The 26,416-nt window shown below is 71.8% G+C and carries 20 protein-coding genes; 7 read left to right on the forward strand and 13 right to left on the reverse strand.

Annotated features, from left to right (window positions below):
- Positions 1 to 11: 11 nt before the first annotated feature.
- The 3 genes from ACQPY0_RS22115 to ACQPY0_RS22125 all read right to left on the reverse strand — a co-directional run bounded on the left by ACQPY0_RS22115 (position 12) and on the right by ACQPY0_RS22125 (position 4,535).
- Entirely contained in the window at positions 12 to 803 is a 792-nt protein-coding gene (locus ACQPY0_RS22115) for an alpha/beta fold hydrolase (RefSeq protein ID WP_432991776.1), read from the reverse strand.
- Between the two features lie 90 nt (positions 804 to 893).
- Positions 894 to 1,679 carry an MBL fold metallo-hydrolase gene (locus ACQPY0_RS22120; protein ID WP_432991778.1) on the reverse strand — a complete coding sequence of 262 codons (786 nt, stop codon included), beginning with the start codon at positions 1,677 to 1,679 and terminating at the stop codon, positions 894 to 896.
- A gap of 102 nt (positions 1,680 to 1,781) precedes the next feature.
- Positions 1,782 to 4,535 carry a helix-turn-helix transcriptional regulator gene (locus tag ACQPY0_RS22125; protein ID WP_432991780.1) on the reverse strand — a complete coding sequence of 918 codons (2,754 nt, stop codon included), beginning with the start codon at positions 4,533 to 4,535 and terminating at the stop codon, positions 1,782 to 1,784.
- 151 nt (positions 4,536 to 4,686) lie between these two features.
- Here ACQPY0_RS22125 and ACQPY0_RS22130 point away from each other — a divergent pair, with 151 nt between their 5' ends.
- From ACQPY0_RS22130 to ACQPY0_RS22140, 3 genes are all read left to right on the forward strand, one after another.
- Complete coding sequence (locus ACQPY0_RS22130) at positions 4,687 to 7,422, forward strand: AAA family ATPase (protein WP_432991782.1); 2,736 nt, start codon at positions 4,687 to 4,689, stop codon at positions 7,420 to 7,422.
- A gap of 146 nt (positions 7,423 to 7,568) precedes the next feature.
- Positions 7,569 to 8,228 carry a class I SAM-dependent methyltransferase gene (locus ACQPY0_RS22135; RefSeq protein ID WP_432991784.1) on the forward strand — a complete coding sequence of 220 codons (660 nt, stop codon included), beginning with the start codon at positions 7,569 to 7,571 and terminating at the stop codon, positions 8,226 to 8,228.
- Positions 8,229 to 8,282: 54 nt separating this feature from the next.
- Positions 8,283 to 9,530, forward strand: a complete 1,248-nt coding sequence (locus tag ACQPY0_RS22140; RefSeq protein WP_432991786.1) for an MFS transporter — start codon at positions 8,283 to 8,285, stop codon at positions 9,528 to 9,530.
- A gap of 82 nt (positions 9,531 to 9,612) precedes the next feature.
- Here ACQPY0_RS22140 and ACQPY0_RS22145 read toward each other — a convergent pair whose 3' ends face one another.
- The 5 genes from ACQPY0_RS22145 to ACQPY0_RS22165 form a co-directional block, all read right to left on the reverse strand.
- Positions 9,613 to 10,734, reverse strand: a complete 1,122-nt coding sequence (locus ACQPY0_RS22145; RefSeq protein ID WP_432991788.1) for a hypothetical protein — start codon at positions 10,732 to 10,734, stop codon at positions 9,613 to 9,615.
- A gap of 64 nt (positions 10,735 to 10,798) precedes the next feature.
- Positions 10,799 to 12,853 (reverse strand): methyltransferase, FxLD system, encoded by a 2,055-nt coding sequence (fxlM, locus tag ACQPY0_RS22150; RefSeq protein WP_432991790.1) that lies wholly within the window; start codon positions 12,851 to 12,853, stop codon positions 10,799 to 10,801.
- Between the two features lie 25 nt (positions 12,854 to 12,878).
- The gene (locus tag ACQPY0_RS22155) at positions 12,879 to 14,144 is read right to left on the reverse strand and encodes a lanthionine synthetase C family protein (RefSeq protein WP_432991792.1); all 1,266 of its coding nucleotides are present in this window, start codon (positions 14,142 to 14,144) and stop codon (positions 12,879 to 12,881) included.
- Complete coding sequence (locus ACQPY0_RS22160) at positions 14,141 to 17,107, reverse strand: lantibiotic dehydratase (protein WP_432991794.1); 2,967 nt, start codon at positions 17,105 to 17,107, stop codon at positions 14,141 to 14,143. The genes ACQPY0_RS22155 and ACQPY0_RS22160 overlap by 4 nt, the downstream gene beginning before the upstream one ends.
- 215 nt (positions 17,108 to 17,322) lie before the next feature.
- On the reverse strand, positions 17,323 to 17,496 hold the full coding sequence (locus tag ACQPY0_RS22165) for an FxLD family lanthipeptide (RefSeq protein ID WP_432991796.1): 174 nt from the start codon (positions 17,494 to 17,496) through the stop codon (positions 17,323 to 17,325).
- Between the two features lie 675 nt (positions 17,497 to 18,171).
- Between ACQPY0_RS22165 and ACQPY0_RS22170 the strand changes: the two genes are divergently transcribed.
- Complete coding sequence (locus tag ACQPY0_RS22170) at positions 18,172 to 18,336, forward strand: hypothetical protein (protein ID WP_432991798.1); 165 nt, start codon at positions 18,172 to 18,174, stop codon at positions 18,334 to 18,336.
- Between the two features lie 1,034 nt (positions 18,337 to 19,370).
- Here ACQPY0_RS22170 and ACQPY0_RS22175 read toward each other — a convergent pair.
- The 3 genes from ACQPY0_RS22175 to ACQPY0_RS22185 form a co-directional block, all read right to left on the reverse strand.
- Positions 19,371 to 20,039 (reverse strand): 2'-5' RNA ligase family protein, encoded by a 669-nt coding sequence (locus tag ACQPY0_RS22175; RefSeq protein ID WP_432991800.1) that lies wholly within the window; start codon positions 20,037 to 20,039, stop codon positions 19,371 to 19,373.
- Positions 20,036 to 21,415, reverse strand: coding sequence for a hypothetical protein (locus tag ACQPY0_RS22180; protein ID WP_432991802.1), 1,380 nt, complete (start codon positions 21,413 to 21,415; stop codon positions 20,036 to 20,038). Before ACQPY0_RS22180 ends, ACQPY0_RS22175 begins: the two co-directional genes overlap by 4 nt.
- Before the next feature lie 691 nt (positions 21,416 to 22,106).
- A complete protein-coding gene (locus tag ACQPY0_RS22185) occupies positions 22,107 to 22,331 on the reverse strand; it encodes a pentapeptide repeat-containing protein (RefSeq protein WP_432991804.1) in 225 nt (74 codons plus the stop codon).
- Between the two features lie 261 nt (positions 22,332 to 22,592).
- Between ACQPY0_RS22185 and ACQPY0_RS22190 the strand changes: the two genes are divergently transcribed.
- Positions 22,593 to 23,255 carry an MOSC domain-containing protein gene (locus tag ACQPY0_RS22190; RefSeq protein WP_432991806.1) on the forward strand — a complete coding sequence of 221 codons (663 nt, stop codon included), beginning with the start codon at positions 22,593 to 22,595 and terminating at the stop codon, positions 23,253 to 23,255.
- Between the two features lie 90 nt (positions 23,256 to 23,345).
- Here the strand turns inward: ACQPY0_RS22190 and ACQPY0_RS22195 are convergent, their stop codons facing one another.
- Positions 23,346 to 23,663 (reverse strand): hypothetical protein, encoded by a 318-nt coding sequence (locus ACQPY0_RS22195; RefSeq protein ID WP_432991808.1) that lies wholly within the window; start codon positions 23,661 to 23,663, stop codon positions 23,346 to 23,348.
- A gap of 48 nt (positions 23,664 to 23,711) precedes the next feature.
- Positions 23,712 to 24,611, reverse strand: a complete 900-nt coding sequence (locus ACQPY0_RS22200; RefSeq protein WP_432991810.1) for a polysaccharide deacetylase family protein — start codon at positions 24,609 to 24,611, stop codon at positions 23,712 to 23,714.
- 283 nt (positions 24,612 to 24,894) lie between these two features.
- On the opposite strand from ACQPY0_RS22200, the gene ACQPY0_RS22205 reads away from it, so the two are divergent.
- Positions 24,895 to 25,677: a glycosyltransferase family 2 protein gene (locus tag ACQPY0_RS22205; protein ID WP_432991812.1), complete on the forward strand. Its 783-nt coding sequence runs from the start codon at positions 24,895 to 24,897 to the stop codon at positions 25,675 to 25,677.
- Positions 25,674 to 26,399 carry a polysaccharide deacetylase family protein gene (locus ACQPY0_RS22210; protein WP_432991814.1) on the forward strand — a complete coding sequence of 242 codons (726 nt, stop codon included), beginning with the start codon at positions 25,674 to 25,676 and terminating at the stop codon, positions 26,397 to 26,399. The genes ACQPY0_RS22205 and ACQPY0_RS22210 overlap by 4 nt, the downstream gene beginning before the upstream one ends.
- Positions 26,400 to 26,416 lie beyond the last annotated feature (17 nt).

Here is a 26,416-nt window from a genome sequence, read left to right on the forward strand (position 1 = left end):
GCTGGCCCCTTTCAGCGAGCCGCGGACGTGATGACGGCGGCGGTGACGCGCGGCTGCGAGATCATCGCGACGTGCGAGGCGTTGACCTCGGTGGTGCGGGCGCCGGCGCGCTGCGCCATGAACCGCTGCGCAGCGGGCGGGATGAGGTGGTCGTTGCGGGCCACGAGGTACCAGCTGGGAATGCTCTTCCAGGCCGGCGCGCCGGAGGGCTCCTGCAGCGTGCGCACATCGCCGGGGCGCTGGGTGACCGCCATGACGTCGGTGGTCGCCTTCGGCAGGTCGCCGGCGAACACGTCGCGGAACACGGCCGGCTTGACGTAGCCGTCGACGCCCTCGCCGTACGGCCGGAAGTCCAGCGCCTCCGGGCCGAGCCTGCTGCCGGGGAACTGTAGCTGCAGGCCCTGCAGCGTGTCGCCCTGGTCGGGAGCGAACGCGGCGACGTAGACGAGGGCCTTGACGTTCGGGTTGCCCAGCGCGGCGTTGGTGATGACCATCCCGCCGTACGAGTGCGCGGCCAGCACGATCGGGCCGGTGAGCGTGGCCAGGATGCTGGCCAGGTAGGCGGAGTCGGCGGAGACGCTGCGCAGCGGGTTGGCCGGCGCGAGGACCTGGTAGCCGTCGCACTGCAGGATGCGGGCGACGTCCTTCCATCCGGAGGCGTCGGCGAACGCGCCGTGCACCAGCACGACGGTGGGCTTGTTCTGGCCGGGCCGGCCCTGCGCGGACGCCGCAGGCGCCCCGAGGAGGGTGCCCGCGGCGACCGCGGCGGAGCCGGCGATCAGCGCTCGGCGGGTGGTCGGCATGTCTGGTTCCCTTTCATCAGTGAGGAGCGGTGTGCCACCACGCTGTGGGATCCCGGGCCGGCCGGGCATCGGTAGGTTTACTGTCGCTGATTACGGCGACTGCGCCGGGCGCAGCGGCAGCCAGTGGAGGCGTTCGCCGAGCCCGTCCGGGGCGGCGGCGAAGGCCCGCTCGACCGCCTCGCGGCCCTGGCTGAAGTGCGTCCAGCCCTCGTAGTGCACGGGGATGATCGTGCGCGGCTGGACCAGCGTGCACAGTTGGACCGCCTCGGCGGCGGTCAGGCTGTAGTGCAGCCGGCCCGTGATCGGGAACCGGACGGCGCCGAGGTGCAGCAGCACGGTGTCGACGGTCAGGCGGCGCGGCACCTCGCGTACCCCGGGGAACAGCACGGTGTCGCCGGTGATCCACAGGACGCCGTGCTCCTGGCCGCCCCACTGCAGCGCGAACCCGATGACCGGGCCGGCGATCGGGCGGCTCAGCGGCGGGCCGTGCCGGCAGGGCGTCGCGGTGACGGTGATCCGCCGCCGCTCGGGGCCGTCGAGCACGGTGTCGTCCCAGGGCCGCAGGCCTCGGGCGGTGCCGCCGAGGCGGCGGGCCCCGGCTCGGGTGGTGACCACGACCGGCGCGCCGGCGAGCAGCGCCCGGCCGCGGTCGTCGAGGTTGTCGGCGTGGTGCTCGTGGGACAGCAGGACGGCGTCGATGGGCCCGACCTCGTTCGGGTCGAGGGCGGGGCCGGTCTGCTTGCGGGAGCTCGTGCCCCAGCCGAACGAGTAGCGGCGCCCGGGCGGGTCGAACGTGGGGTCGGTGAGGATGCGCCAGCCGGCGACCTCGATGAGGGCCGTCGGGCCCCCGATGTGCGTGACTCGTACGTCCTTCAACGGTGTCGTCCTCACCTGTGTGTCGGGCCCGCTGCGGTGCGCGGTCGGCTGCACCCGACACTGCACGCCGGCCAGGTGGCGCGCATCCGTAGGTTGACTGTGTCAGCCGGTGCCGTGCTGCAGCGCGTCGAGCGCCCCACGTAGCTGCGCGCGGCCGGTGATGCCGAGCTTCGGGAAGATGCGGTACAGGTGCGAGCTGACGGTGCGGTGCGACACGAACAGCCGCTGGCCGATCTCCCGGTTGCTCAGCCCCGCCGCGGCCAGCATCGCGGTCTGCAGTTCCTGGGCGGTGAGTTGTTCCCCGGACGGTACGGCGCGGCCGGTGCTCTCCTCGCCGGCGGCGCGCAGCTCCTCTCGGGCGAGACGGCCCCAGGCGGCGGCGCCGAGCGCGTCGAAGCCGTCCCGGGCCGCGCGCAGCGGCGCCCGGGACTCCAGGATGCGCTTGCCCCGGCGCAGCCATGCCCCGTACGCCAACTGCAGCCGGGCGCGGTGGACCGGCCATTCGCTGAGGTCCATGGCCAGCGCGTCGCGGAACGCGTCGCCGGCCTCCCGCTCCGGGGCGAGCACCGCGGCGGCGTAGGCGAGGCAGTGCAGCAGCGCCGGTGACGGGAACCGGGCCGCCCGCTCCCGGGCCCGGGCCATGATGTCCTGTACCTCGTGCTGCCGCCCCGAGCGCACGGCGGCGTCGGCGAGGTCAGGCAGGGCCCAGCCGGACATGTCGAGGTGGTAGGTCCCATCGGCGGGGTCGAAGACCCGGACGAGGATGTCGAGGGCCTCGTCGTGGCGGCCGGCGGCGTTCGCGGCGACCCCGCGGGCGTGCTGCGCGGCCTCGGCTGCGAAGCGCACCCCGACGACGAGCGGGCTGGCCAGAACGTCGGCGGCGAGGCGGAACGCGGCCTCGTGGTGGCCGCACATCGCCTCGTGCAACGCCTGGCTGGCCCGGGCCGCGACGACCCAGAAGTGGTCGCCGGTCTCCTCGGCGAGAGCCTCGGCCTCCTCCAGGTCGGCCCGCACCGCAGGCCACCGTCCCAGCCAGAGCCGGACGAAGCCGGTGGACGACAGGGTGCGGGCCAGCAGCGCGGCCCGGCCCTGGGCGCGGTAGCCGGCCGCGGCGGTACCCATGAACGACGACGCGGTGACGAAGTCGCCGAGGATGAGCGCCGCGCCGCCGAGGAACCGCATGCCGTCGGTGTCGCTGCGGTCTGGTACCAGCGTGGGCAGCAGCCGCAGCACGCCGGCGCCGAGCACGTCGGACTGGGCGTAGGCAGCGATGGCCAGCGCCGCCGGCTCGTCGGCGGCGAAGCCGAGCTTGCCCAGCACCGCCGTGACCCGCCCGCCCACGTCCGAGGGCAGGCTGGCCCACCAGCAGCGCGACGCCGCCCGCCAGCACAGCATGGCCGCGAGCGCGGTGTCGCCGCCGGCGTGGACCTCCAGGGCCAGGTCGCACAGCAGGTCGATGCGCCTGGCGTCGCGCACGTCGCCGGGCTCGACGATGTCGCCGACCAGCGCCAGCCGGGCCCGGTCGGCGACGTCGCCCTGCGCCGGGTCGGCCTTCGCGAGCAGCCGCACGGCGACCCGCCGGTCGTGCAGCTGCGAGGCCAGCTCCGCGGCCCGCAGCAGCAGCGACGAACACCGGCCCGGGTCGCCGGTCAGCTCCGAGGCCCGGTCGAGCCCGGTGACGGCGACGCCGAGCGCACCCCGCTCCAGCGCCCGATCGGCGGCCGCCTCCAACTCGCCGCTGACCTCCTCGTCGGGCCCGAGCGTCGCGGCGCTGCGGTGCCAGGCGCGCCGGTCCGGGTCGTCGGGGAGCGCGTCGGCGAGTACCGAGTGGATCGTCAGCCGGGCGAAGTCGCTCACCGTGCGGTACACGGCCGAGCGGACGAGCGGATGGCGGAACCTCAGCCGGCGGGCCTGGATCTGCAGCAAGCCGGCGTCGATCGCCGGCTGGATCGCCTCCGCGGCCACCTGCTCTCCGGCCAGCGCGCGGGCGGCGGCCAGCAGCGCCGGCAACGGGCAGCCGGTGTCGGCGGAGAACGCGGCCACGACCGCCCGGGTCGGCGCGGGCAGCTGGGCGAACCGGTCCGCGAACGCCGTCTCCAGCCGCTCGCTGAGGGGCAGCAGCTCTGGCAGGTCCTCGGCGCCGCCGGACGTGACGAGGCGGGGCAGCTCGACGAGCGCGAGCGGGTTGCCGGCCGCCTCGGCCAGGATCCGCTCGCGCAGGCCGGGCGCCAGCCCGGGCGCGTGGTCGGCCAGCACCCGCCGGGCCGCGTCGTCGTCGAGCTCCTCGACGTGCAGCTGACCCAGGCCGGTGCCGGCGAGAACGCCGGTGTGCTGCGCCCGCACCGCCATCACCGCGGCGATCGGCTCCACCGTCAGCCGCCGGGCGACGAACACCAGAACGTCCAAGGTCTCCGGGTCCAGCCAGTGCGCGTCCTCGGCCAGGATGAGCAGCGGCGTGCTCGCCGCGCGGTCGCCGAGCAGCTCCAGCACCGCGAGCCCGACGGTGAACAGGTCCGGGCGGGTGTCCTCCTGCCCGAACGCGCCGCGCAGCGTGCGCTGCAGCCGCGGGGTCAGCGCACGCAGGTTGTCCAGCAGCGGCGCGAGGAGCTGGTGCAGGCCGGCGAACGGCAGCGCCGCCTCCGCCTCGGCGCCGTTGGTGGTGAGCACCACCATCCCGGCCTCGACCGCGGCCCGGCGGGCGGCCGCCAGCAGCATCGTCTTGCCGATGCCGGCGTGCCCGCGCACCACCAGCGCCGCGCCCTGGCCGGCGCGCGCGCCGGCCAGCAGGCGCTCGACGGCGGCCAGCTCGGCGTCCCGGCCGTGCATGATGTGCCGGCCGTCAGCCAACTCGATCATCGACGGTAACCCTCCCCTCGGCCGGTACCGTGAGTTTCGGGTCACGGTAAGAACGCCGGGTCGCCGATCGCGTCCTCAGGACTGCGTAGTCGTACCCCCGAGTGCGTAGTCGTCCCCGTGCGACTGCGTAGTGCGGCGGTAGTCTGCTGCCGTGCTGCTGGGACGGGACACGGAGCGGGCGTCGCTGGACGCGTTGATCGGGCACATTCGCGCCGGGATGAGCCAGGTCATCGTCCTGCGGGGCGAGGCCGGCATCGGCAAGACGGCGTTGCTGGACGCCGCCGTCGAGGCGGCGGCCGACGTGCAGGTGCTGCGGGTCGCCGGCGTCGAGGCCGAGGCCGAGTTCCCGTTCGCCGCGCTGCACCGGCTGCTCGTCGCGCACCTCAAGGACCTCGGCGGGCTGCCGGCCACCCAGCGCGACGCGCTGTCGGTGGCGTTCGGCCTGGCCGACGGGGCGACACCGGACCGGTTCCTGGTCAGCCTCGCGGTGCTGTCGCTCCTCGCCGGCGTCGCTGACCGTGGCCCAGTGCTGTGCTGCGTCGACGACACGCAGTGGCTGGACCGCGAGTCGCTCAATGTGCTCGCGTTCGTGGCCCGCCGCGTGCATGCCGAGGGCATCGGCCTGGTCTTCACCGTCCGCACGGGCACCGACGACGTGGCGGTCCTGGAGGGGCTGCCGGTGCTGAAGGTGGCGGGGCTGCGTGAGCAGGATGCGCTGGAGCTGCTGCGATCGGTCGTCAGCGGCTCCCTGGACCCGAAGGTGGCCGGCCAGATCGTCGCCGCGACCCGCGGCAACCCGCTCGCCATCACCGACCTGTCCTCATCGCTGACCGGCAACCAGCTCGCCGGGGCCCTGTTGCTGCCCGAACCGCTGCCGGTCGGCAACCGCCTCGAGGCACACTACCTGCAGCAGGTACGCCGCCTGCCCCAGCCGACCCAGCGCTGGCTGCTGGTCGCCGCAGCCGAACCGCAGGGCGAGATCGGCTACGTCACCGTCGCGGCCGCCGAGCTCGGCGTCGGGCCCGAGGCCGCCGACCCGGCCGAGCGGACCCGCCTGGTGTCCCTCGGCCCCGACGTGCGGTTCCGCCACCCGCTGGTCCGCTCGGCCGTCTACGGCGGCGCGACCAGCTCCGAACGGCGCCAGACGCACCGCGCGCTCGCCGGCGCGACGACCCGCTCCACCGACGCCGACCGGCGGGCCTGGCACCGCGCGTCGGCGGCGCTGCAGCCCGACGAGGAGGTCGCGGCCGATCTGGTACTGGCGGCCGGCCGCGCCGCCAGCCGGGGCGGCTATGCCGCGCGGGCCACATTTCTGACCCGGGCCGCTGAGCTCACCCCCGACGAGCGCCCCCGTGCCGCGCGGCTGCTGGCCGCCGCCGACGCCGCCTTCACCGCCGGCGCGCCGACCCAGGCCCACGTGCTGCTCGACGCCATCGACCCGGGTCTGCTCGACGCCACCGACCAGGGCAACCGGCTCATGCTGCGGGCCCGCACCATCGTCGCCCTCGGCGGCGAGCGCGGCATGACGCAGGTCGCCGCGACCTGCCTCGCCGCGCACGAGGCCTTCCGCGCCGAGGACCCGGACCTGGCCCGCGACGCCCTCTTCCGCGCGGTCGACGCGGCGCTGCAGTCGGAGCACCTCACCGAAGGCACCGACCTGCGCCGGCTCGCCGAGACGGCCCTGCGCCGCGCCCGGCCCGGTGAGGAGGAGACACTCGCCGACGTACTGCTCGACGGCGTCGGCACGCTCGTCGTCGACGGCTTCGACGCCGCCGTGCCGACGGTGCGCCGCGGCCTGGTCCTGCTCGCCACCGGCGTGCTGAGCGACGTGGACCTGCTCACCCACTATGTCACCGGCGTCACCGCCGCCACCCGGATCTGGGACGACCAGCTGCGCGAGGCCATCCTGCGGCGGGCCGCGGACGTGGCCCGGCGCACCGGCGCCCTGCACATGCTCGAAACCGTGCTCTTCGCCTCGGCACTGCACGAGACCACGCTCGGCCGGCTCGATGCGGCCGACGAGTTGCTGCTGGAGGTCCACGAGCTGCGCAGCGCTGTCGCCAACACGTCGTACATGTGGGAGGTGTACCGCAGCCCGGAACAGGTCGGCTGGCGGGCGCCGGACGATGCCCGGGAGCGTCTCGACCGCGCCTACCACGCCTCGACCCGGCTCGGCATGGGCGCCAGCGCCAACCTCGCCCGCATCGGCCTCGTCACCCTCGAGCTCGGCCTGGGCAACTACGCCGCCGCCACCGTCGCGGCCGCCGAACTGACCGAGCACGACCATGCCGGCGCTTACACCCGGGTGCTGCCCGACCTCGTCGAGGCCGCCGCCCACGCGGACGACCTGCCGCTGGCCGGGCACGCGCTCGCGCTGCTCACCGAGCGGGCGACGGCCAGCGGTACCCCGTGGGCACTGAGCCTGCTCGACCGGTCCCGGGCGCTGCTCGCGCCGGCGGAGGACGCGGAGGCGCTGTACCGCCGAGCGCTCACGACCCTGCAGGGCACCGCCGCCATCGGCGACGTCGCCCGCACCCACCTCCTCTACGGCGAATGGCTGCGCAGGCAGCGGCGGCGCAAGGACGCCCGCGACGCACTGCGGATCGCCCTGAGCACCTTCGAGGACATCGGCGCGCCGGCCTTCGCCGAGCGAGCCCGCCAGGAACTGCTCGCCACCGGCGAGACCGCCCGCCAGCGCAGCGTCGGCACCACCAGCGACCTCACACCACAGGAGGCCACGATCGCCGCCCTGGCCCGCGACGGCCTCACCAACCCGGAGATCGCCGAACGCCTCTTCATCAGCACGAGCACCGTCGACTACCACCTGCGCAAGGTCTTCCGCAAACTCGGCGTCGAATCTCGGCGACAACTCGGACGCATCCTCTGACCGCGCGAGTGCGCACCTGGTCCTGCTGCTCGTGCTCCCCGCCATCTCGGCGGCCGGACGATACGCCTGAAACGAAAGCGTGCGGCGAAGAGGGATTCCAAGGCGTCGATGTTGCGGCTCGGCCGAGGTTCCGAGATATTCGACGGATGGATGACGGTGACCAGCTGGCGGCGTTGCTTGACGAACAGGCCGCGTTCTATCAAGCGGTTGCGGCCGAGTACGACGACCATGCGCTGCCATTTTCCGGCGGCGCCGAGCTGTCCCAGGCGCTGGATGCCTTCCGGCCGACCGGCAGTGTGCTGGAACTCGCCTGCGGTCCGGGTACGTGGACGACCCAGCTGCTGCGACACGCTACGGACGTCACGGCCGTGGACGCCTCTGCCGAGATGCTCGGCATCGCCTCGGCCCGGGTGGGCCAGGAACGGGTGCGATTCATCTTGGCCGATTTGTTCCGCTGGCGGCCGGACCGTCGCTATGACGTCGTGTTCTTCGGGTTCTGGCTGTCGCACGTTCCGACCGAACGCTTCGCGTCGTTCTGGTCACTGGTAGCCGACTGTTTGCAGCCGGATGGGCGAGTGTTCTTCGTTGACGACGGCTATCGTACGGACGAGGAACTCATCGAGGGCGAGCACTCCCCGGTCATTCAACGCCGGCTCACCGACGGGACGGCCTACCGGATCGTCAAGGTCCCGCATCAGCCCGCGGACCTCGAACAGCAGCTCGACCGGATCGGTTGGCGCATCAAGATCCAGCCAACCTCCGGACCGTTCTACTGGGGCAGCGGAAACCGCCCGACGCGCTGCTGAATCGGCCAATCAATTTACGGTTTACCATGTGCGAGTGCCCGGCGAGGACGTGTCGTGAGGCGGCGCGCGCCCTTCACGGCGCTGATCGCCGCGTACTTGGTGTCAGTGGCCGGCACCTCAATGTCGGCGATCGCCATCCCCTGGCTGGTGCTCACAACCACCGGCAGCGCAGCGCAGACCGGTGTCGTCGTGTTCGCCCAGCTGCTGCCCTACGTCGCCACACAATTGCTGGCCGCGCCGGTCGTCGATCGATTCGGGCTGCGCCGCTCGCTCGTGTGGGGCAACGCGGCGGCGGCCGTCGCGATCGCCCTGATCCCAGCCTGTTACGCCCTCCACGTCCTGACACCGCCGGTCCTCATCGGTCTGGCCGTGCTCGTCGGCCTGTGCCGCGGCACCGCGGACTGCGCCAACGGACCGCTGGTCCCGACGACCGCCGAGATCGGCGGGATCGCGATGGAACGGGCCGCCGGCCTCAATTCCGGCGCCAACCGCGCCGCGCTGCTGCTCGGCGCGCCGCTCGCGGGCGTGTTGGTGACGCTGCTCGGACCACCGGCGGTCGTGGCCGTCAACGCCGGCACCTTCGCGGTGGCCGCGATCATCGCGGCGATCTGGGTGCGGGTCCCCGAATCCTCCACAGTGGATGGTCTGGACGTGCGCCGTTACCTCCGCGACCTCGGCGAAGGACTACGGTTCGCCCGCGGCGACCGACTGCTGCTGGGCATCATCACCATGGTCGCCGTCACGAACCTGCTCGACCAAGGTCTCGCCGAGGTAATGGTACCCGTGTGGGCGCGCGACGAGGTCGGCTCGGCTACCGCGCTCGGGCTGATCGGCGCCGTCGGCGGCGGCGGGGCCGTTCTCGGCAGCCTGCTCGGCACCTGGCTGACACCGAAGCTGCCACGACGGACGACGTTCGCCGCGTCGTACGTGCTCAGCGGGGCTCCGCGGTTCGCCGTCCTCGCACTGTCCGACTCGTTGGCGCTGGTCCTGGCGGCCTGGTTCGTCGCCGAGGTGTTCAGTGGCACGCTGAACCCCGTCATCCACGCGGCCGCCTACGAGCGGATCCCGCCCGAGCTCCGGGCTCGGGTGCTCGGCGTGCTCCGCTCGACCGCCTGGCTCGGTCTGCCGTTCGGCGCGCTGGCCGGCGGATACCTTACGGAGGCGTGGGGTCTGCACACTGCGCTGTGGGTGTTCGGCGGCGCCTACCTCGTCACCACGCTGGCCCCGTACGTCTTTCCGGCCTGGCGTGAACTGGATCGCCACCCCGAGCCGGCGCCCGCCCCAACCCCGACGGCGCCGTGACCCCGGTCCGACGCCGTCATCGCGGGGATTCGTGCCGCATCGGAAGTCCCTTCCGGTCGTTCGCATTGCGGCATCCGGTTCGTCACGTGGCGGACCCGGCAGCTGTGCTGATGAGCCGTTCCGCGTGTTCGGTCGCGTGGAGCAGCCGGTCCAGGAGGAGAGGCAGGACAGTGCCGATGCCGAGCCCGGCCCGGCGCACGATGTCGGCGAGGCCGTCGATGCTGCTGCCGGTGAGCGGGATCAAGTGAGCGGCCGCCAGGATGTCGCGGGCGATGTAGGCGTCGGCGGTGTCCTGGGCGATGCGCTGCACCTGCGTGACGAGCGGTACTGCGCCAGCGTGGCCGGCGGCGTAGGCGGTGACGGTCAGCGCGAGGCGGGCCTGAAACACCGGGTCGGCCGCGTCGGGTGCGACAGCGTGGTAGGCGGCGATCATCGCCGAGACAGCCGCGTCGGTGTCCTGCTGGAGGCGGATGCTGCAGACGGCGGTGAGGCAGGCGGCGATCGCACGTTCCCACGGGGTGGGGGTGTCGGTGGCGTGCAGCATAGCGAGCGCCGTCTGGGGGTGGGCGGCGATGATCGCGACCTGCCGGCCGTCGAAAAGCCGGGTCCCGACACCGTGGTGCTGTTCGGCGTGTTGCGCTGCCTCGTCCCAGCGGCCGGCGCGGGCCAGGGCGCGGGTGCCGTCGGCGAGCAGGATCGTCCAGAGCCATTGCTTGAGTTCGGCATGGTCGGCGTCGTTGACGAGGTGAGCGCCGTCGAAGCGGACGTCGTCGACGACGGTGGAGGTGCGGGCCTGGACGGCCTGGAAAAGGCCGTGCAGCAGCTGGTATGCGGCGGTGCCGTCGCCGGCGCGGATGCGGAGCCGCGCGAGGTTGATCAAGGGTTGGAGGGTGAGTTTGGCGTGGGCGATGCCGACCGGTGTGGCGGTGTGGATCGCGGCGTGCTGGCGGAGACAGAGGTCGCGGGCGAGGTCGGGCATGCCGCAGTCGCTGGCGATCAGCGCGGCGAAGTTGTGTGCTTCGGCGGCGCGCAGCAGGGTGTCCGTGGCCGGCTGCTGGGCCTGCCGTAGAACATTCTCGACGTGGGCGATGCGCGCCTGCAGGGGGCGGCAGGTGGGCCGGGTGCGCGGCAGCAGCGGGAAGTGCAGCTTGAGGAGTTCGTCGATCGTGCTGAGCGACACGAATGGCGGGACGAGCGTGGGCATCGATGTCTCCTCCTCGCCGGCCGTCAGGTCCCGGTGGGCTGGCGGCCGGCGTATCAGCGGTGGGTCACCAGGTGATGCTGAACTGCGTGTGCGTGCGGGCGAACCGGCCGGGCCTGCGGTCGGTTGGGGTTGTCGGGGTGGTGCGCCGGGCGGTGACGGTTGGCTGGGCTGGCCGGTCCTGGGCCCATTGGTGGAGCAGGCCGGTGAGGACGTCGGTGAGGGTGCTGGCGTCGGGGCCGTGGGCGGTGACGCCGAGTTCGTCGCGGGTGTCGGTGATCGGGTGGGCGGTGAGGTAGGCGATGGTGCCGCCGTGGTAGAGGCTGGCGCCGGCCCAGCGTCGGGCCGGGTCGGCCAGGCCGAGACGGCGGGCGTCGGCGGTGACGGAGAGCCGGCCGAACGGCTGGTCGGTGTGGGTGAGCAGCCACAGGTCGAGGTGCTGGGCGGGGTCGTGGTCGTCGACGTAGATGCCAGTGCGGTTGTGGTGGGCGGGGTGCTCGAGCGTGCGGGCGAGGGCCGCGTCGCTGGGCTGGTCGGCAGTGTCGTAGCGCAGGACGACGCCGTCGGTGAGCTGGACGTAGCGGTTCTGCGTGGTGGTGGCGCCGCGCATCGGGACGAACCCGCAGACTTCCGCCTCGGTACTGGTGAGGTGGCCGTCGCTGCCGAGGGCGAAGCCGAGGGAGCGGGTGAGGCCGCTGCCGTGCAGCCGGACCGGGGCGACGAGCCGGCCACCGGGTGCGAGCTGGTCCCACCAGGCTTCGGTGATGTCGAATGCTTCGGCGGTGACGATGATCCGCTCGTAGGGGGCCCCGGCGGGGTGGCCGAGGGTGCCGTCGCCGCAGATGACGGTGACGTGTGGGTAGCCGGCGCGGTCGAGGGCGGCTCGGGCGCCGGCGGCGAGGTCGTCGTCGAGTTCGATGGTCACGACGGTGCCGGCCGGGCCGGTGATGTCGGCGAGCAGGGCGGCGTTGATGCCGGTCGCGGCGCCGATCTCCAGGACGCGTTGCCCGGGCTGGGCCTCGAGCTGTTCGAGCATCGCGGCGACGAGGTTCGGTTTGGACGCCGAGGAGATCGACGCGCCGTCGCTGTCGCGTTTGGTGACGACGGGCTGGGTGCCGTACGCGGTGGGCAGCGGCACGCCGGGCAGGAACAGGTGGCGTGGCACGGTGCGGAACGCGCGCTCGACGGCAGGGGTGCGGAAGGTGCCGCGGTCGCGGATGTGGTCGGCGAGGGCGTCGCGGAGCTGCTGGTCGTCGGTGGCGGTGTCGGTGGTCACCGGGGCGACTGTAGTGCCGGGCCGCGCGGGGGTGGGCTGGTCGGTGGCGGGTTCATGCTGGAAGACGACGCGGCTGGCGGCGACGGCGAGGGTGTGCTGGTCGGCGGCGGCGATGCCGTGCCGGTTGTACAGGAACAGGATGTGGTCGGCGAGGATGGCGCGCAGGCCGCGGGTCAGCCGGCCGCGGGCGGCGAGGTCGCCGAGGCCGGCGCCGGCCTGCTCGAAGGCAGCCGGCCAGCTGGGTGTCGTGTGCAGCGGGCTGGCGTCGGTGTCGGCGGTGGCCAGCAGCAGCCGCCGGACCGCGGCCAGCTGCGCCGGGGTGAGGTCGGGCGGGGCGGCTGTGGTGGTGCGGTGGGCGGCGACGCGCTGCCAGATGTCGCCGTGTTCGTACCAGTCCTGCCGGGCGCCGGTCATGAGCCGGGCCGCGAGGATGAGCCCGAGCTCCCGGCGCCGCTCGGGCCCGGTGCTGAGGTGCTGCAGCAGGTGGCGGCTGTCGGCGTGGAACAGCGCGTGCGCGATCGTCATGGCGGGGTCGCCGCCGAACCGGTGCGTTTCGGGCTCATAGATCGGTTCGGCCCAGTCGCGCAGCCCGCCGCCGGCTGCGGCGGCGGTGAGCTCCTTGAGCAATTGGTCGATGTGCTGGTGGGGGTCGGCGTCGTGGCCTGGTTGCAGCCGGAACCGCCAGGTGGGGCCTTTGCGGGTGAACCACCAGCTGGACAGGGTGCCGTCGTCGCCGGCGCTGATGAGCAGCGGGCCGAGGTGTTCGGTGGCGGCGCGTTCGGCGGCCTGCCAGCTGTCGAAGGTGAGGTTGAGTTGACGCCAGCCGCCGGCGGAGGGATCGGGCACAGGTTCGGCCTTTCGTGTCGTTGGGTCAGGTGATGAGCAGACAGGTGGGCCAGGCGGTGGCCGTTGCCGCGGTGAGGGTGTGCAGGGTGAGCGCGACACCGGCGTCGCCGTCGATGAGCCCGGCCCGGCCCGGTGTCGGCATGTGTTCGGCCAGTGCGGTCAGGTGCCGCAGCAGCGGTGGCAGGCTGGCGGTGATCTCGTCGGTGGCGGCGTCGGTGGCGGCGTACCAGGCGGTGAGGGTGAGGCCGGCCCAGCCGTGGCACAGCCGGGCATCCACGACAGCCGCGAGCTGGGCGGGGTCGTACAGGCATTGGGCGAGGGCCAGTTCGGCGGCGCGCTGGCGGGTGGTGTCGCCGAGCGCGATCGCGGCGAGCTGCTGCGCGCGGGCGATGCCCGGGGTGCCGTAGCACCAGGACGGCCGGGCCGGCCCATGCGCCCGGGGGCTGCCGCGGTGCTCTTCGGCTATGCCGATGCGTTCGGGCCACCACGCTCCGACGGGGGCGTCCTGCTGCCAGCAGTCCATGAAGCGGCAGATCCGGTCGATGGCCTCGGCGTGGCCGGGGATGGTGATGCCGCGGCGCATCGCCAGGGCGAGCAGGGCGAGGGGGCCGCTGATGCCGTGGGCGATGCCGAGGTCGACGTGCCCGCCCGGGTAGCGGGCAGCGGTTTCGCCGGACGGGACCGCGCCGCACCACCAGCCCGGCGCAGCGGCCCCGAGGCCGTCTGCGGCCGGGACCGGGTCGGTGAGTCGCACCAGGTAGGCGAGGACGGCACGGGTGAGGTCGCCGTGCGGGGCGTGGTGCAGCAGGTAGGCGCCGAGCCCGGTCAGCCCGCGGACGAGATCGAACTCGGCCAGTACCGGCCGGGCGGCGGCTGCGATGCGGGCCTCGGCGGCGTCCAGCCGGGTACGGGTCAGGTGGGCGATGGCGGTGTCGAGCTGCTGCAGGGTCTGCGGGCACCGGCCCGGTGCCGCGGTGGTGATGGCGAAGGCGATCGCGGGGGCGCCGAACCACAGCCCGGCGGTGGAGGCGACGCTGACGTCTTCGCGGGTGGCCTCGGTCAGCCATGCCTGCACCCGGCTGGTGCTGTCGTAACCGGCCTGCGCGCGGACGCCGTGCAGGATGGCGCAGCCCGCGGCGCCGCGGTACAGCGATTGGCCGTGCCAGCGCCGGCCGCCCAGCTCGGCGTCTTGGTCGTTGTCGGCTGTTGGGTCGGCGAGCGCTTCGGTGAGGCGGGTGCATGCCGCTGCCGCGGTGGCCCTGGTCGGCTCGTCGATGAACGGCGGGCTCACGCCGGCTCCCTGGTGCGGGCGGTGATGCCGAGGGCGGCGGCGCGGGCCAGACGGTGGGTGTGTGCTTCCGGGCCGGGGGCGAGGCCGTGAACGCGGACGTGGTGCAGGTGCAGCAGGGCCGTGAGCACCGATGCGGGTGAAAGGTGCGTCGTGTCGTCGAGGCAGGCGGTGTACGCCGTGGCGGCCTCGCGGCGGGATTTCCAGGCCGCCAGGATTGCGGCGCCGCCGGGCAGCGCGGCGATGGCCGAATCACTAGCTTCCGGGTCGGTGAGGTGGCGCGTGTGCCGCAGGGCGACGCGATCCTGCGGACGGGACGTGGCCGCGAGCTCTGGGTGCTCGATCAGCCAGCGCAGCCCTTCGTCACGGTCGCCGAGCACGGCGGCGGCGAGGTCGACGAGGCTGGCAGCGGTCAACGCCTGGCGCTGCGGGGGATCGAGGTCGGCGCCGGCGTTGAGTTGGGCAACCGCCGCGGCGGAATCGGCGGCGAAGAATGCCTCCGCTGCGGTCATGGCCGGGCCGTGGCCGTATCGGCCGGTTTCCGGCCGGTAGGTGGTGAGGCTGAGGCCGCTGATGAGTCGTTGTCGGTGCAGGTCGGCTGCCCATGCGCCGACGCGGTTGGCGGTCTGGCCGTAGTCGTCGCCGTGCAGGCGGAGCCGCAGGTGCGGTGCCGGGTCGTGGTAGCGGATGAACCACCACATCGGTGGTGTCTCCCAGGCGGCGAGCAGCTGCGGCAGCTGGTCGGTCAGGATCGTGTCGAGCAGGTCCGGCGGGCCGTAGAGGTTCGCGGTGAGGACCGGTCCGCCCGGCAGTACGGTTTCGGCCGGGTCGTGCGGGCGCAGTGGGCCGCGACCACGCAGCACCGCCGGTGGCGTCGCCGGCGGGGTGTCCGCGATGAGGGGGACCAGGACCTCGTGTGCACGGCCGCCGAGCCAACCGTATTCCTGCGGCGCCGCTGCCTCGGCGAGCACGATTGACCCGGCGGCGTGGTCGAGATGGGCGCGGAGCAGCGCACGGCTCATCGGGTCGTCCAGGTGCAGCCGCAGCCGCTGGTCGCCGGTCCCGACCATGATCCAGGAGGGCAGACGCAGCCGCTCGCGGAGCACGTCCAGGCCGGCATTCCAGACCGCGCTGGTTGCGGCCGGGCCCGGCAGGCCGGCTGGGCCGATGCGCCACCGGGTCGGGGACAGGATGGCCCGGCCGTAGCGCAGCCGCGGCCGGAACGGCAGGCCGTCGGCCGCGCCCCAGTTGATCAGCGACACGGGCGTGCTCGCGGCTCGGGACAGTTCGGCCAGCAGCCGGACCAGGGGTGGCATGGCGCGCCGGGCGGCAGCGTTGGCCAGGACTGGCTCGATCACCTGCCGCCGCGTCAACGACAGCAGGTAGAGCCGGTCGAGGTCGGCAGTGACGGCTAGGTCATGCACATCGAGGAGGCCGGGGCCGGGATGGTGCTCGCCGACCGGCAGCAGGTCGGGCAGCAGCTGCGGGGCTCGGAGGACGTTGCCGGTCCGCGCATCGAGCGCGGGGAACAATAGCTGCACCGGTACGGCGTCGCGGACCGCGACTGGTAGCCGCGCAGTGTGCGCTGCGGCCTCGCGGAGATCGTCATGGATGATGTCGAGGAATCGGCCGCTGGTGGCCATGCCCGTCTGCCCGATGCCGGTGACCGCGATCGTAAAGGTGTCTGCGCCGATGGCCGCCATGGACGCGGCCCGCACGTCGAAGCACAGGTCGAGGTGCGGCACGGGTCGAGGCTGCATCGCCTCGTCGCTGGCGAGGGCGTCGAGTGTCGTGTCGTCGAGGACGACTTCGGCGGCGCCGTCGAGCGTGGCCTGCTGCGCCAGCCGCAGGAGCAGCTCGCCACGGGCTGACAGCCCGGCGCGCGTGGGGGATGCGGCGGGTCGGGTGAAGTGGTCGGGGAAGCCGAGCCCGGCGACCGGGTCGATCAGGTCCAGGAGCGGCACCACAGCACCGAGGCTGTAGCGGTCCAGGAACCGCTGTCGGTAGACGCGCCAGTCGGGGTCGCCGTGCGGGTTCGGGGCCAGCCGCAGCAGTGCACCGGCCGCCGCCGCGGCCTCGGCCGCGACCCGCCGTGGCAGGGTCACCGCCGATCCGAGTCGGACGTCGACCATCAGCGGCTGCGGGGTGTCGGCCACGCGTCGCAGCCGCTCTGCCGCCGCGGACCGGCTCGCGCCGTCCAGCCAGTCGGCCCGCTGCGCCGCGCCCAGCCGGGCGTGGGCCTGGCGCAACGTCCGCACGAGCGGCGTGACGTCGGCGACGGCCGTCGCGTTGACCCTGTCGAGCTCGTGCAGCACGTGGGCTAGGCCGTCGCTGGTCGTCGACGGTGGACGCAGGCTCGTGACCAGCAGCCCTACGGCCACCAACTGTCGCAGCATCGCCGATGCCGCCGAGGCATCCTCCGGGAACAGACTGCCGATCAGGTCGTCGACAACGACGGGAGCGCGAGCGGCTTGCAGCACGGCTTGGACCGGCTCGCTGTGGACCACCGACGCCGTCACACCTCCTGGACTGGACTGCCGCCCCGAAGACCGGGCGGGCACGGTCACCCGGCCGCCGCTGACGACCGCCAAGCCGTTCGCGACGACCCTCAGCCGTGCGAGGAGCCGCGGATACGACTCCAGCCAGGTCACGACTTCGGCCAGCCAGGCGGCGTCAGCCCGCACCCGCAGCCGATGCCGGTTGCTCCACACCACCGCGCCAGCTTCAGCAAGGGGCATCCGAGCGACGCCGGCAAACAACCCGAATGGTGTGGCCCGGCCCCGCATCCGCACCAGATAGCGGGCCAGCGACAACGCGACGCGGCGCGCCTGCACCGCATCGAGCCCGCCATCGTCGACTGCGGCCCGCACCTGCTCGGCCAGGACCGGACTGGCCAGCGTCACCGCTTCGGCGATCTGCGGGTTCTTCCACATCTGGCGCAGCCACTCGCACCACGGCCCTGGCATGCGCTCATCCAGGCCCGGCCACGGATATCCGGCGCCTGCATCCGGAGCATGGACGCTGGCGCGCAGCAACGCGCCGTCCGCAGGCCGGTACGGCGATCGGCGCCGGCGCATCCACGTCCCCCCTTTCGTCTCCCGTCGACCATCGCCCTGCGTCGTGCGGGTGGCACGTCCGGGACCGTCGAGCGGTGCCGGACGAGCCACCCGATTACGCCGGTCTAGCAGTCGCCGTTCTTCTGGGTGTCGCAGCCGTCGTCGGTGCTGGCCAGCAGCACCCGGTCCAGCTCGCCCGATTCGACCAGGCGCACATCGAGCTCGAACCGGCCCGCGCCCGTCGCCTGCTGCTCCGTCGACCCGCCCACCAGGGACGGACCCATTCCGCTGCCCTGCATGTGCAACTCCTCTCAGGTCGGTACCGCCATCGACGGCCGACACTCACGTTGACGACCTCCAGCCTGAGACAGCCGAGCGCGACGGGGCATGTCGTCTTGCGCATATTCGATATGCACGCCATGCATATCCACCCCCGCGCGTACAGTGACCGATACCGATTCGATGCGTACCGGCGGAGGGGAGCGCGATGGTGTCGCGGTACGGCTCGTGCGGGACCGCGCTGGCCGCCGGTAACCTGACCGGCCGGTGTGGCGCGTGTGCTGTCAGTGCCGCACGCTCGCGCAACGGCCGCCCCGGGTGCCGGCCGAGTTCTGGTAGACCGCCCGCATCCGTGACGCCCTCGCCGCCCGGGACCATATGGGCGCGCTCATCGCCGCCTACCGCTCCCACCCCTACCACGGCCGTCCGATCCACCAAAGACGCCGTTGCCGCGCTCGACGCCGCCAAAGCCGTCCACGACCAGCCTGGACCGGTCCACAACGGCGGATGGCTGCGCTTCGACGGCAGCCTCCTCAAGGAAGACCACGCCAGCGCACTGCTCTGCCTTGGCGAAGCCGACCGTGCCGAGCGATCCTCACCGGCATGCTCGCTGGCCCGTTGCCCGCGCGCCGTAGGGCTGCGCCCTGACCAGCCTGGCCACCGGCGGCGCCCTGCGCGGCGACCCGACTCAGGTCGTGCACCACGGCAGCGCCGCCGTGGAAACCGCCCGCACCACCCACTCGGCCGTCATCCACAGCCGCCTGCACGGCCTACAGCACCACCTTGCGCCGTTCTACACCGACCGGCATGTCCGGCGCCTCGACGAACACATCACCGCACTGACCGGAGGAACCCTGTGACCACCACCGCCGAGCCCGGACAACGCTTCCATGAAGCCTGGATCACCGGCGTCCGCGCCCACTTCCCCGGCGAACCCAAGCCCGGCTAGATCACACCTTGTCAGGACACCCCAGACTGGGAACGAGCCGCCGCCGCAGCAGCCGTCGAACACCAGATCCAAGCCTTCGCCGAACTCTCCGACGGCGCCGTCGCCGCCAGACTCAGCCGCGAGCAGGAGGGCCGCTTCGTCGCCCTCTGCTGGGGATCGCCCAAATCCTGCGGCACTTCCCAGACCCGAAGCCGTCCTACACCGCCGACTGGCCCGATCTCCCCGAATGGCAACGCGAAACCGACGCCGACATCTTCGACGCCATCCTGCACGCGAACTGACGCCGCGATCTGCAGCTGCACAGACGGGTACCTTGTAGGGAACCTGCGGTCCTCGTAGATTCGCGCTCGAGGCTCAGCCGCCCGTGAATTCCTTCAAACGCGCTGGCAGGTCCTCAAGCGATCTGCGGGGACGGCTGGGGGACGCTGGCGTAGGCGGTTCACGGCGGCATCACATGCTGCGCAGTACGCGCCCTGGTTGTCGCTGGCCAGCAATGATCGGCACCTCGCGCAACGACACCGATCGTTCGGTACGAGCCGACCTTACCACCCGTCAATGTCGTTGACGCAGTGTGTATAGCCGGTCCATCGAGGTATCTGGACATCGGACTCCCTGTAGCAGATCGCCGTCTGCAGCCGGAACAAGGCGGCGTCGTAGTGGGCGGCCAGCTGCGTCTGTTCCTCAGCGCCAGCGCTGAGGAGTTCGCCGGCTCACTCAAGCGTCGTCGACGTCTCCTTCCGGGGGTGCGTCGAGCATCGCGAGCCCTCTGGCCTGCTGCTGCGCTGCTTCGGCCATGACCCTGGCCGGTAGTTGCCATGCCCGTCCTGGGAGGCTTGGGCCAGGCCGAGTATGCGCCCCGCGTTGCGCGTGTCCCAGTCCGGTTGAATCTTCTTGACCAGCACATATCGGCGAGCGCTTCGTGAGCTGATTGCCGCGAGGTAGGTGCTACGGAGTGCCGAGCGGCGCCGTGTGGATGTTTTCCCATTGGTAGGCGCGCCCGGGCCGGCGGAGCGCGATGAGCTGTGCGGCGGTGATCCGCGCCTTCGCAGGTGGTTCGTTTCGTAACGGCTTGATCGCGGTGACTACGTCAGTTGCTGGCGCGTCCGCGCCGCTGTAGGCGACGGTGACGTGGGGCCTGAACCCGGTTGCAGGTTCGGGAACCGTTGGCCACACGGTCGCGATGCCGGCTCGGATTGCTGTGCGGAGTGCGATGACCGGCGCCCACGGGTCGATCAGCAATCCAACGCCCTCGGCGTCTGGATCGACCGGGCCGAGGCTGAGGTCGAATGGAGCGAGTTGCGCGCATTGGCGGGTGACCGCGGCAATGATGGCCGTGAGGTCGCCGTCTGAGACCTCGTCCGTGAATCCGACGCCCTGTGTCGTGAGGTGTAGCCCTTCCAGCGGCACAAGATCGAGGCTGGGGAGGCGGAGGTGCTGCTGGACGGTGCGAACGAGTTGGATGACTTCGTCCTGGCCGGCGAACGTGATGTGCCAGGTGTAGAACTGGCGGTTTGCGTTCCAGCCCGGGCGCCAGTACCAGTGATTGCGCAGGGAGCTCAGGGTCTGGTATGCGAGCCACCGCTGCTCGAAGCTGTCTCGTTCGGGTGATGTCATGACGTAGATGGTAGGGCGGGCAGTGTCCGCTGGCGCTGTTGCTGGAGAAGCTCTGCTACGTGCCGGACCTGGGTGTGGTTGGACCATTGGCTGGCGTTGGTGAGGAACTCATTGGCACGTTGCGTGACGGACTCGAAGGCATGTTCGGTCGTGAGTGTCAGCGCCTCGGCGGCGACCGCACAAGCAAACTCGAGGTCCAGTTCGCGGCGCGGTCGGTGAAGCTCGGCCGTTGCAAGGTCGAGTCGGCTCAGCGCTCGCGGCCCGTGCAGGTCGGCGCGATCGAACGCTTCGAGCGACAGGCGTGCGTGTGTGCTGGCTTCGTGGTGGCGGCCGAGGATCAGGTAGGCGGTGGCTGCGTTGGCGGCTGCACGGGCCTGACAATACGGTTCCAATGCGAGGCTCGGGCTCACACCATGTTCGCCTTGGTCGTCGAGCGCCGTCAGCCCACGTTCGACTGCTTTGTCGACGGCGTGTGCGTGGCCGAGCCGTGCGAGTGCGCGGGCCTGGCCGTTGATCGCGAGGCGAACGGCCTGTGGGCCATGGGGACTCCGTGCGTGTCCGTCCCGGGCGTAGGCCACCGCGTCGTGGTAGTGCCCCGAGTAGTAGGCAATCAGGCTTTGACCGGCCCGGACCCATGCTTGTAGATCTGGTTGGCGTACGGCGTCGGCGAATGCGAACGCTTCAACGCCGTATCGGTCGGCCAACGCGAACTCTCCGAGATCCAGCGCGAGCACCCCGTGTATGCCGGAGAGTCTCGCCGCTACGACGTAGAGCTGCTCACGATGCTCAGGCGGCTGACGGCCGTCGAGAAGATCTTGTACGCGTGCCCGGAGGCCCCGTACCTGAGGGGCAAGCTGGAGTGGTGGCCGCTGCTCGTAGGTGGCGATGATGTCGCGGATCTCGGCGTCGAGGTACGAAAGCACCGCTTCATCGACGTTGGACTCTGTGGCGAGCCGGCGACGATCGTCGATGGCGCTGGTTGTGTCAAACGGTTGGTGGTCCTGGTTGTCCGCAGCCCCTCGGTCGTCTCCGACGGCGGCCCGACGCATGTGCTGATCGCGGTCGGCTGCTTTCGTCATTCCTTGGGTGACTTCGGTTGGTGTCGAGCTGGGCGCCGGCAGGAACCACAGCAGGTCGTGCGGGATGCGTAGGAGTGCTGCCCAGAATCGCAATCGGTCGATGTGTTGTTCCGGCGGTCCGGTCTCCATGCGACTGACCTGGGTCTGTGACATGCCGGCCCATTCGCCGACGATCTCTTGCGCGATGGGGGAGCCGTGATGCGGATTGCGGCGGTAGGCGGCTACGAGGTTGCCCATGTGCTGCTTGCGCGCTGCCGTCTGGATTGGCGGGTGGTTCCAGAACTCGGGTGGCAGCACCGTCGGGGGTGTAGGCGTAGTGCGGCGACGAGTGGTTCGCATGACGCGCAGTAGTCAGCACCGTTGTCCACGGCGAGTGGCGCTCGGCACCGCGCGCAACGGTGGCGATCCATGGACGGCATGGGATGGTTCCTCACTCTCCGTCAATCCGTGAACTGCGGCGAGTCTACCGCCACGCTTACGGCGAAGGCAGTTCGGTGTGTCAGGTCTCCGTCGGTGAACGCTCAGACGAACGCAGCGCCCGCCGGGTCGCCGATCATCGCTGGCACCCCTGTAGCTGGGATAGCCGACCCGGACAACGGGCCCGGTTCGGGTGGTCTGATGGCCGTGCTGGCACGGTTTCGCTCATATCGACGGTCCTCCGCCGCCCGCGTCATGCCGGTGGTGTCCTGCCTGCCTCCGTTGTTCGTCAGCAGACGGCCGGCAGGAGGAACGCGGTCGCGGCTGGCGGTACTTGCACGCCCAGCCGCGACCTATCCCGAATCATGTCCGGAGGATCACACGGCCGCCATGACAACCTATTGCATGATCGCTATGCATGCAGGCGGTGACGAACGTAGTTGACGAGGTCTTCAACGAACCAGGGCAGTATCAAGCCGGTGCTGGCCGGCAGGTGGCCGATGCGGGTGGGGCTACGTCCGTTGGTGCCGGATTGCGGCGCCCGGGGTGGGCGGCGAGCCGTTGCCGCCGTTCAGTTCCGGATCGACAGTCCGAGGCTTTCGGCGAGGTTGACGGCTTGGTCAGCGGTGATGATCGCGTCGCGCAGGTTGACGACGCGTGGGTCGAAGGCGGTCAGGATGCTGCCGCGCAGGTCGGCGCGGCGGAAGTCGGCATCGGCGAGGTTCGCGTTGGCGAAGTCGACGTTGGTGAACACGCCGTCGTGGCCGCGTACGGCGCTGAGATCGACGTTGTGCATGCGGACGCCTCGGAACTCGGCCGTGGTGAGGTCGGCGCCGGCTAGCTAACCCCGACGGCGCCGTGACGCCGGTCCGACGCCGTCATCGCGGTCTGTAAACCCGGAGCGAGTTCCGACGCCTGATCGTTTCAGCGACCACCTATCGATTCTTCGTCATGGCCGTGCTGACTCCCGTGGATCTCTAAGAATGGTCAACGGGGCGGCGGCGGATGGCGGGAAATTGCGGGGCGTGCGGTGGCCAGGGCTGTTAGGTTGCCGGGCGTGAGCAGGATTGTCTCGGTCAACCTGGCGGTGCCGGAGCCCAACCCGGCCAAGGGCGCTGGTCTCACAGGCATCAACAAGCGGCCGGTTGATCACCTGGTCACCGTGCGCGCGCCGGGGCCCAAGACGACCGGGCTGCACACCGGCCTGGTCGGTGACCAGATCTTCGACATCGAGCACCACGGCGGCGACGACCAGGCCGTTTACGCGTACGCGCGGGAGGACTACGACTGGTGGCAGGCGCGGCTGAGCCGCCGGCTGGCCAACGGGCTCTTCGGCGAGAACCTGACGACCGAGGGGGTCGACGTCAACGGCGCGGTCATCGGCAAGCGGTGGCGCATCGGCCCACGGTTGGTCCTCCAGCCGACATTCGGCCGCATTCCGTGCGTCACGTTCCAGCGTAAGATGGGCGAGCCGCGCTGGGTGAAGACCTTTACCCGGGCAATCCGCCCGGGCGCGTACTTGCGCGTGCTGGAGCCGGGCGACGTGTGGGCCGGCGATCCGGTGACCGTGGAAGACCGTCCGGCGCACGGGGTGACGATCGGGCAGGCGTTTCGGGCGTACATGACCAAGCCGGAGCTGCTGCCCGAGCTGGTCGGGATCGACGGGCTGCCCGACGATCTGCGCGAGACCCTCGCGGAGCGGCTTCCCCAGCGGCGGTAGCTCCTGATCGAGTGGCCATCCTCGGCAGAGCGACGCCGCCGGCGCCCGAACGAGCTGGTTCGAGTCTCTGCTCGACGAAGACCTGGCCGCCTACGAGTCCAGCCGATGGTCGATCGACCGGCTGGCCGGCCCGGTGTACTCGGCCAGGACGAACCGGCCGTCGTCGGCAAGGACGTGAACGGTCGCCGGGATCGTGCTGTGGTCTTCGAATCTCAGCATGACGACGGGATCGAGCTCGCAGAGGAACGCGAAGCACTCGCGCTCCTCATCGCTGCCGCCGGTCAGGTGCCCACGCGCGTCCCAGCCGCCGGCGGTCGCAGTGATGACGAGCGCGATCTCAGCGCTGCCGAGCAGGGTGGACGAGTTCGCCCACCAGTCCAGCCAGCATCGGCCCTCGAAACGATCCATACGCGCAATCTTCCCCGATGGCTGGACCCGGCCTGAGCCGCCGGCTGCTCACCAGCCCGACGGGGGGAGCCCCTCGAGCGCGTAGCGCTCCTGGAGCCAGGGCAGGAGGCTCTGGTACGCGGTGATGGTGTTGGGCTGGCCGTTGTCGTGGGACAGCACGATCGAGCCCGGGCGGACGTGGTGCTGCACATCGCCGACCACGCGGGCGATGTGGGCCGCGGCGTTGGCGTCGGGCTTGTGGTCCCAGTCCCGCGGGTCGACGTCCCAGTAGATCGAGTCCATGCCGAGCGACTTCGCCTTCGCTACGAGCGCGGGCGTGAAGTTTCCGCCGGGCGCCCGGAAGTAACGTACCGGTACGTCCGCGCCCACCGCGGCGTGAATCATGTCGTTGGTGTGGCGCAGGTCCCAGTCGATGTAGGCGTCGTCGCGCTTGGCGAGGTCCGTCAGGTGCTGCCACGAGTGGTTGCACAGGGTGTGCCCGTCGGCGGCGATCTGCCGGACGAGGTCCGGCCGGTCGCGGACGCGGAAGCCGACCATGCAGAACGTCGCGTGGATGTGCCGCTCGCGCAGCATCGCGAGCAGCCTCGGTGTGTTGATCGGGTCCGGCCCGTCGTCGAAGGTCAGGGCGACGGCCGCGGTGCCCGTGGTGAGGAACGAGCCGGCCGGCCCGTCCGCGGTGCGCACCGAGCGGGGCGCCGACGGGCTCGAAGACGGCGCCGGGCTGGGCGACGCCGCCGCGGCGACCGGGATCGGCGCCGGGACCGGTGGTGCGGGGCTCGCGGCGCCGCGCACGCGGTCGCGGTCGCTGTCACCGGCGGTCGTACCCAGCAGGATCAGCACCGCCGTGATCAGGATGCCGGCCACCGGCCCCTTCGTCGCCAGACGCATACCTACCAGACGCGGGGCGAGGGCAGCCGGGTTGCAGCGCGGGCGAACCGGTCCTGTCACCCGAAATACTCTACGAAGAATGCAAGAGGGACGCGTATGAGGTCGCACGAGGTGGTGTGTCGTCGGCGACAAGGAGCCGCGCGGCGAGGTTGTATTCTGGTGCGAGGGTTGTAACGGCGGCCTATTCCCGGTGCGGGCACGCCAGCCGGCGAGGCCCTGGTCGCCAGCGCCGGCGTCACTTTAGCTTAGGGGATCCTCGTCGCGCAGTGGGGGGAAAGCCCCCGGTTGAATTCGGGGGTCATCCGGATCGTTTTGGCGGATGCGCTGGCCAAGACTCATTCGCATGACAGAGAGGCCCAGGTTCAGCATCGTCATTCCGTGCTTCAATGAGGCCGGCTACCTCACCGACGCGCTTCTGTCCCTGCGTAAGCAGGACTTCGACGGAGCGTTCGAGGTCATCGTGGTCGACAACAACTGCACGGATGACACCGCGGGAATCGCCCGGGACTTCGGTGCGCGGGTGGTGGCCGAGCCGGTGCCGGGGGTGTGCAACGCCCGCCAGCGGGGCACGCAGGAGGCGCGGGGTGAGATCGTCGTGTCGACCGACGCCGACACGGTCCACGGCCGCGACTGGCTCAGCCGGATCGACGCACGGTTCCGCAGCGACGAGCACATCGTCGCCGTCGTCGGGCCGTGCCGATACGCCGACGGCCCGCGCTGGGGCCGGCACTACGGCCGGGCGCTCTTCGGCGCCGTCAACGGCGTGCATCGGCTGACCGGGCGAGCTGTGTACGCGAGCGCCACGAACATCGCCTTCCGGCGCGAGGCGTGGACGGGGTACGACACCAGCCTGACGCAGGGCGGCGACGAGCTCGACCAGTTGCGCCGGCTGCGCGGGCGGGGCCGGGTCGTCTACGACCACGGCAACCCTACGTACACCTCGGGCCGGCGGCTCAGCCGCGGGCTCACGTACAACCTGTTCGTGACCCTGCCCGTGCACTATCTGTTAACGTATGCCGTGAACCGGATCGCGGGGCGGCGCGTGCTCGGATCGGCGCCGGCGTTCCGCGACGACGCGGGGTCGTTCGAGGCGACCCTGGCGGCCGGCCGGGAGGCGGAGCGTTGATCGTCCTGGCTGTGCTGGTGCTCCTGGCCGTCCTCGGCACGGTGTTGTACTGGCTGCTGATGTCGCCGTTCGCCCCGTCGTCGCGTGACTACCCGCACCGCGGCCCGGCCGCCGAGCGGGTGGTGGCGCTGACCTTCGACGACGGCCCGAACGAGCCCTACACCTCGCAGATCCTCGACATCCTGGCGGCGCACGACATCCGGGCGACCTTCTTCCACGTCGGCCAGTGTGCCGAGCGGCACCCCGAGGTCGCCGCGCGCGTGATCGACGCCGGCCATGTCGTCGGCAACCACTCGCTGAGTCACCGGTTCAGCACGTATCTGCGGCCGAGGGCGTTCGAGCGGGAGGTCGCGCGGACCCAGGGCATTCTGGCGCGCATCACCGGCCGGACCCCGGCGCTGGCCCGCACACCGTGGCTGTGGCGGCAACCGGCGCTGCTGCGGATGCTGCGCCGGGGCGGCCTGCACCCGGTCGCCGGCGAGTTCGGCCACGCGCTGGAGGTGTTCCAGCCGTCCGGCGACCGGATGGCCCGCCGCGCCATCGCCAAGACGCGCCCCGGTTCGATCCTCATCTTCCACGACGGCTTCGACGGCCGCGGCGGCGACCGCGCCGAGACGGTCGTCGCGGTGCGCGCGACGGTCGAGGGCCTGCTGGCCCGCGGCTACCGGTTCGTGACAGTGGACGAACTGCTCGGCGTGCCCGCGTACCAAACCGCCGGGTAGCGTCGCCGTGGCGCGGT

The organism is Dactylosporangium sp. CA-233914, from assembly GCF_050942935.1.
GTDB lineage: Bacteria > Actinomycetota > Actinomycetes > Mycobacteriales > Micromonosporaceae > Dactylosporangium.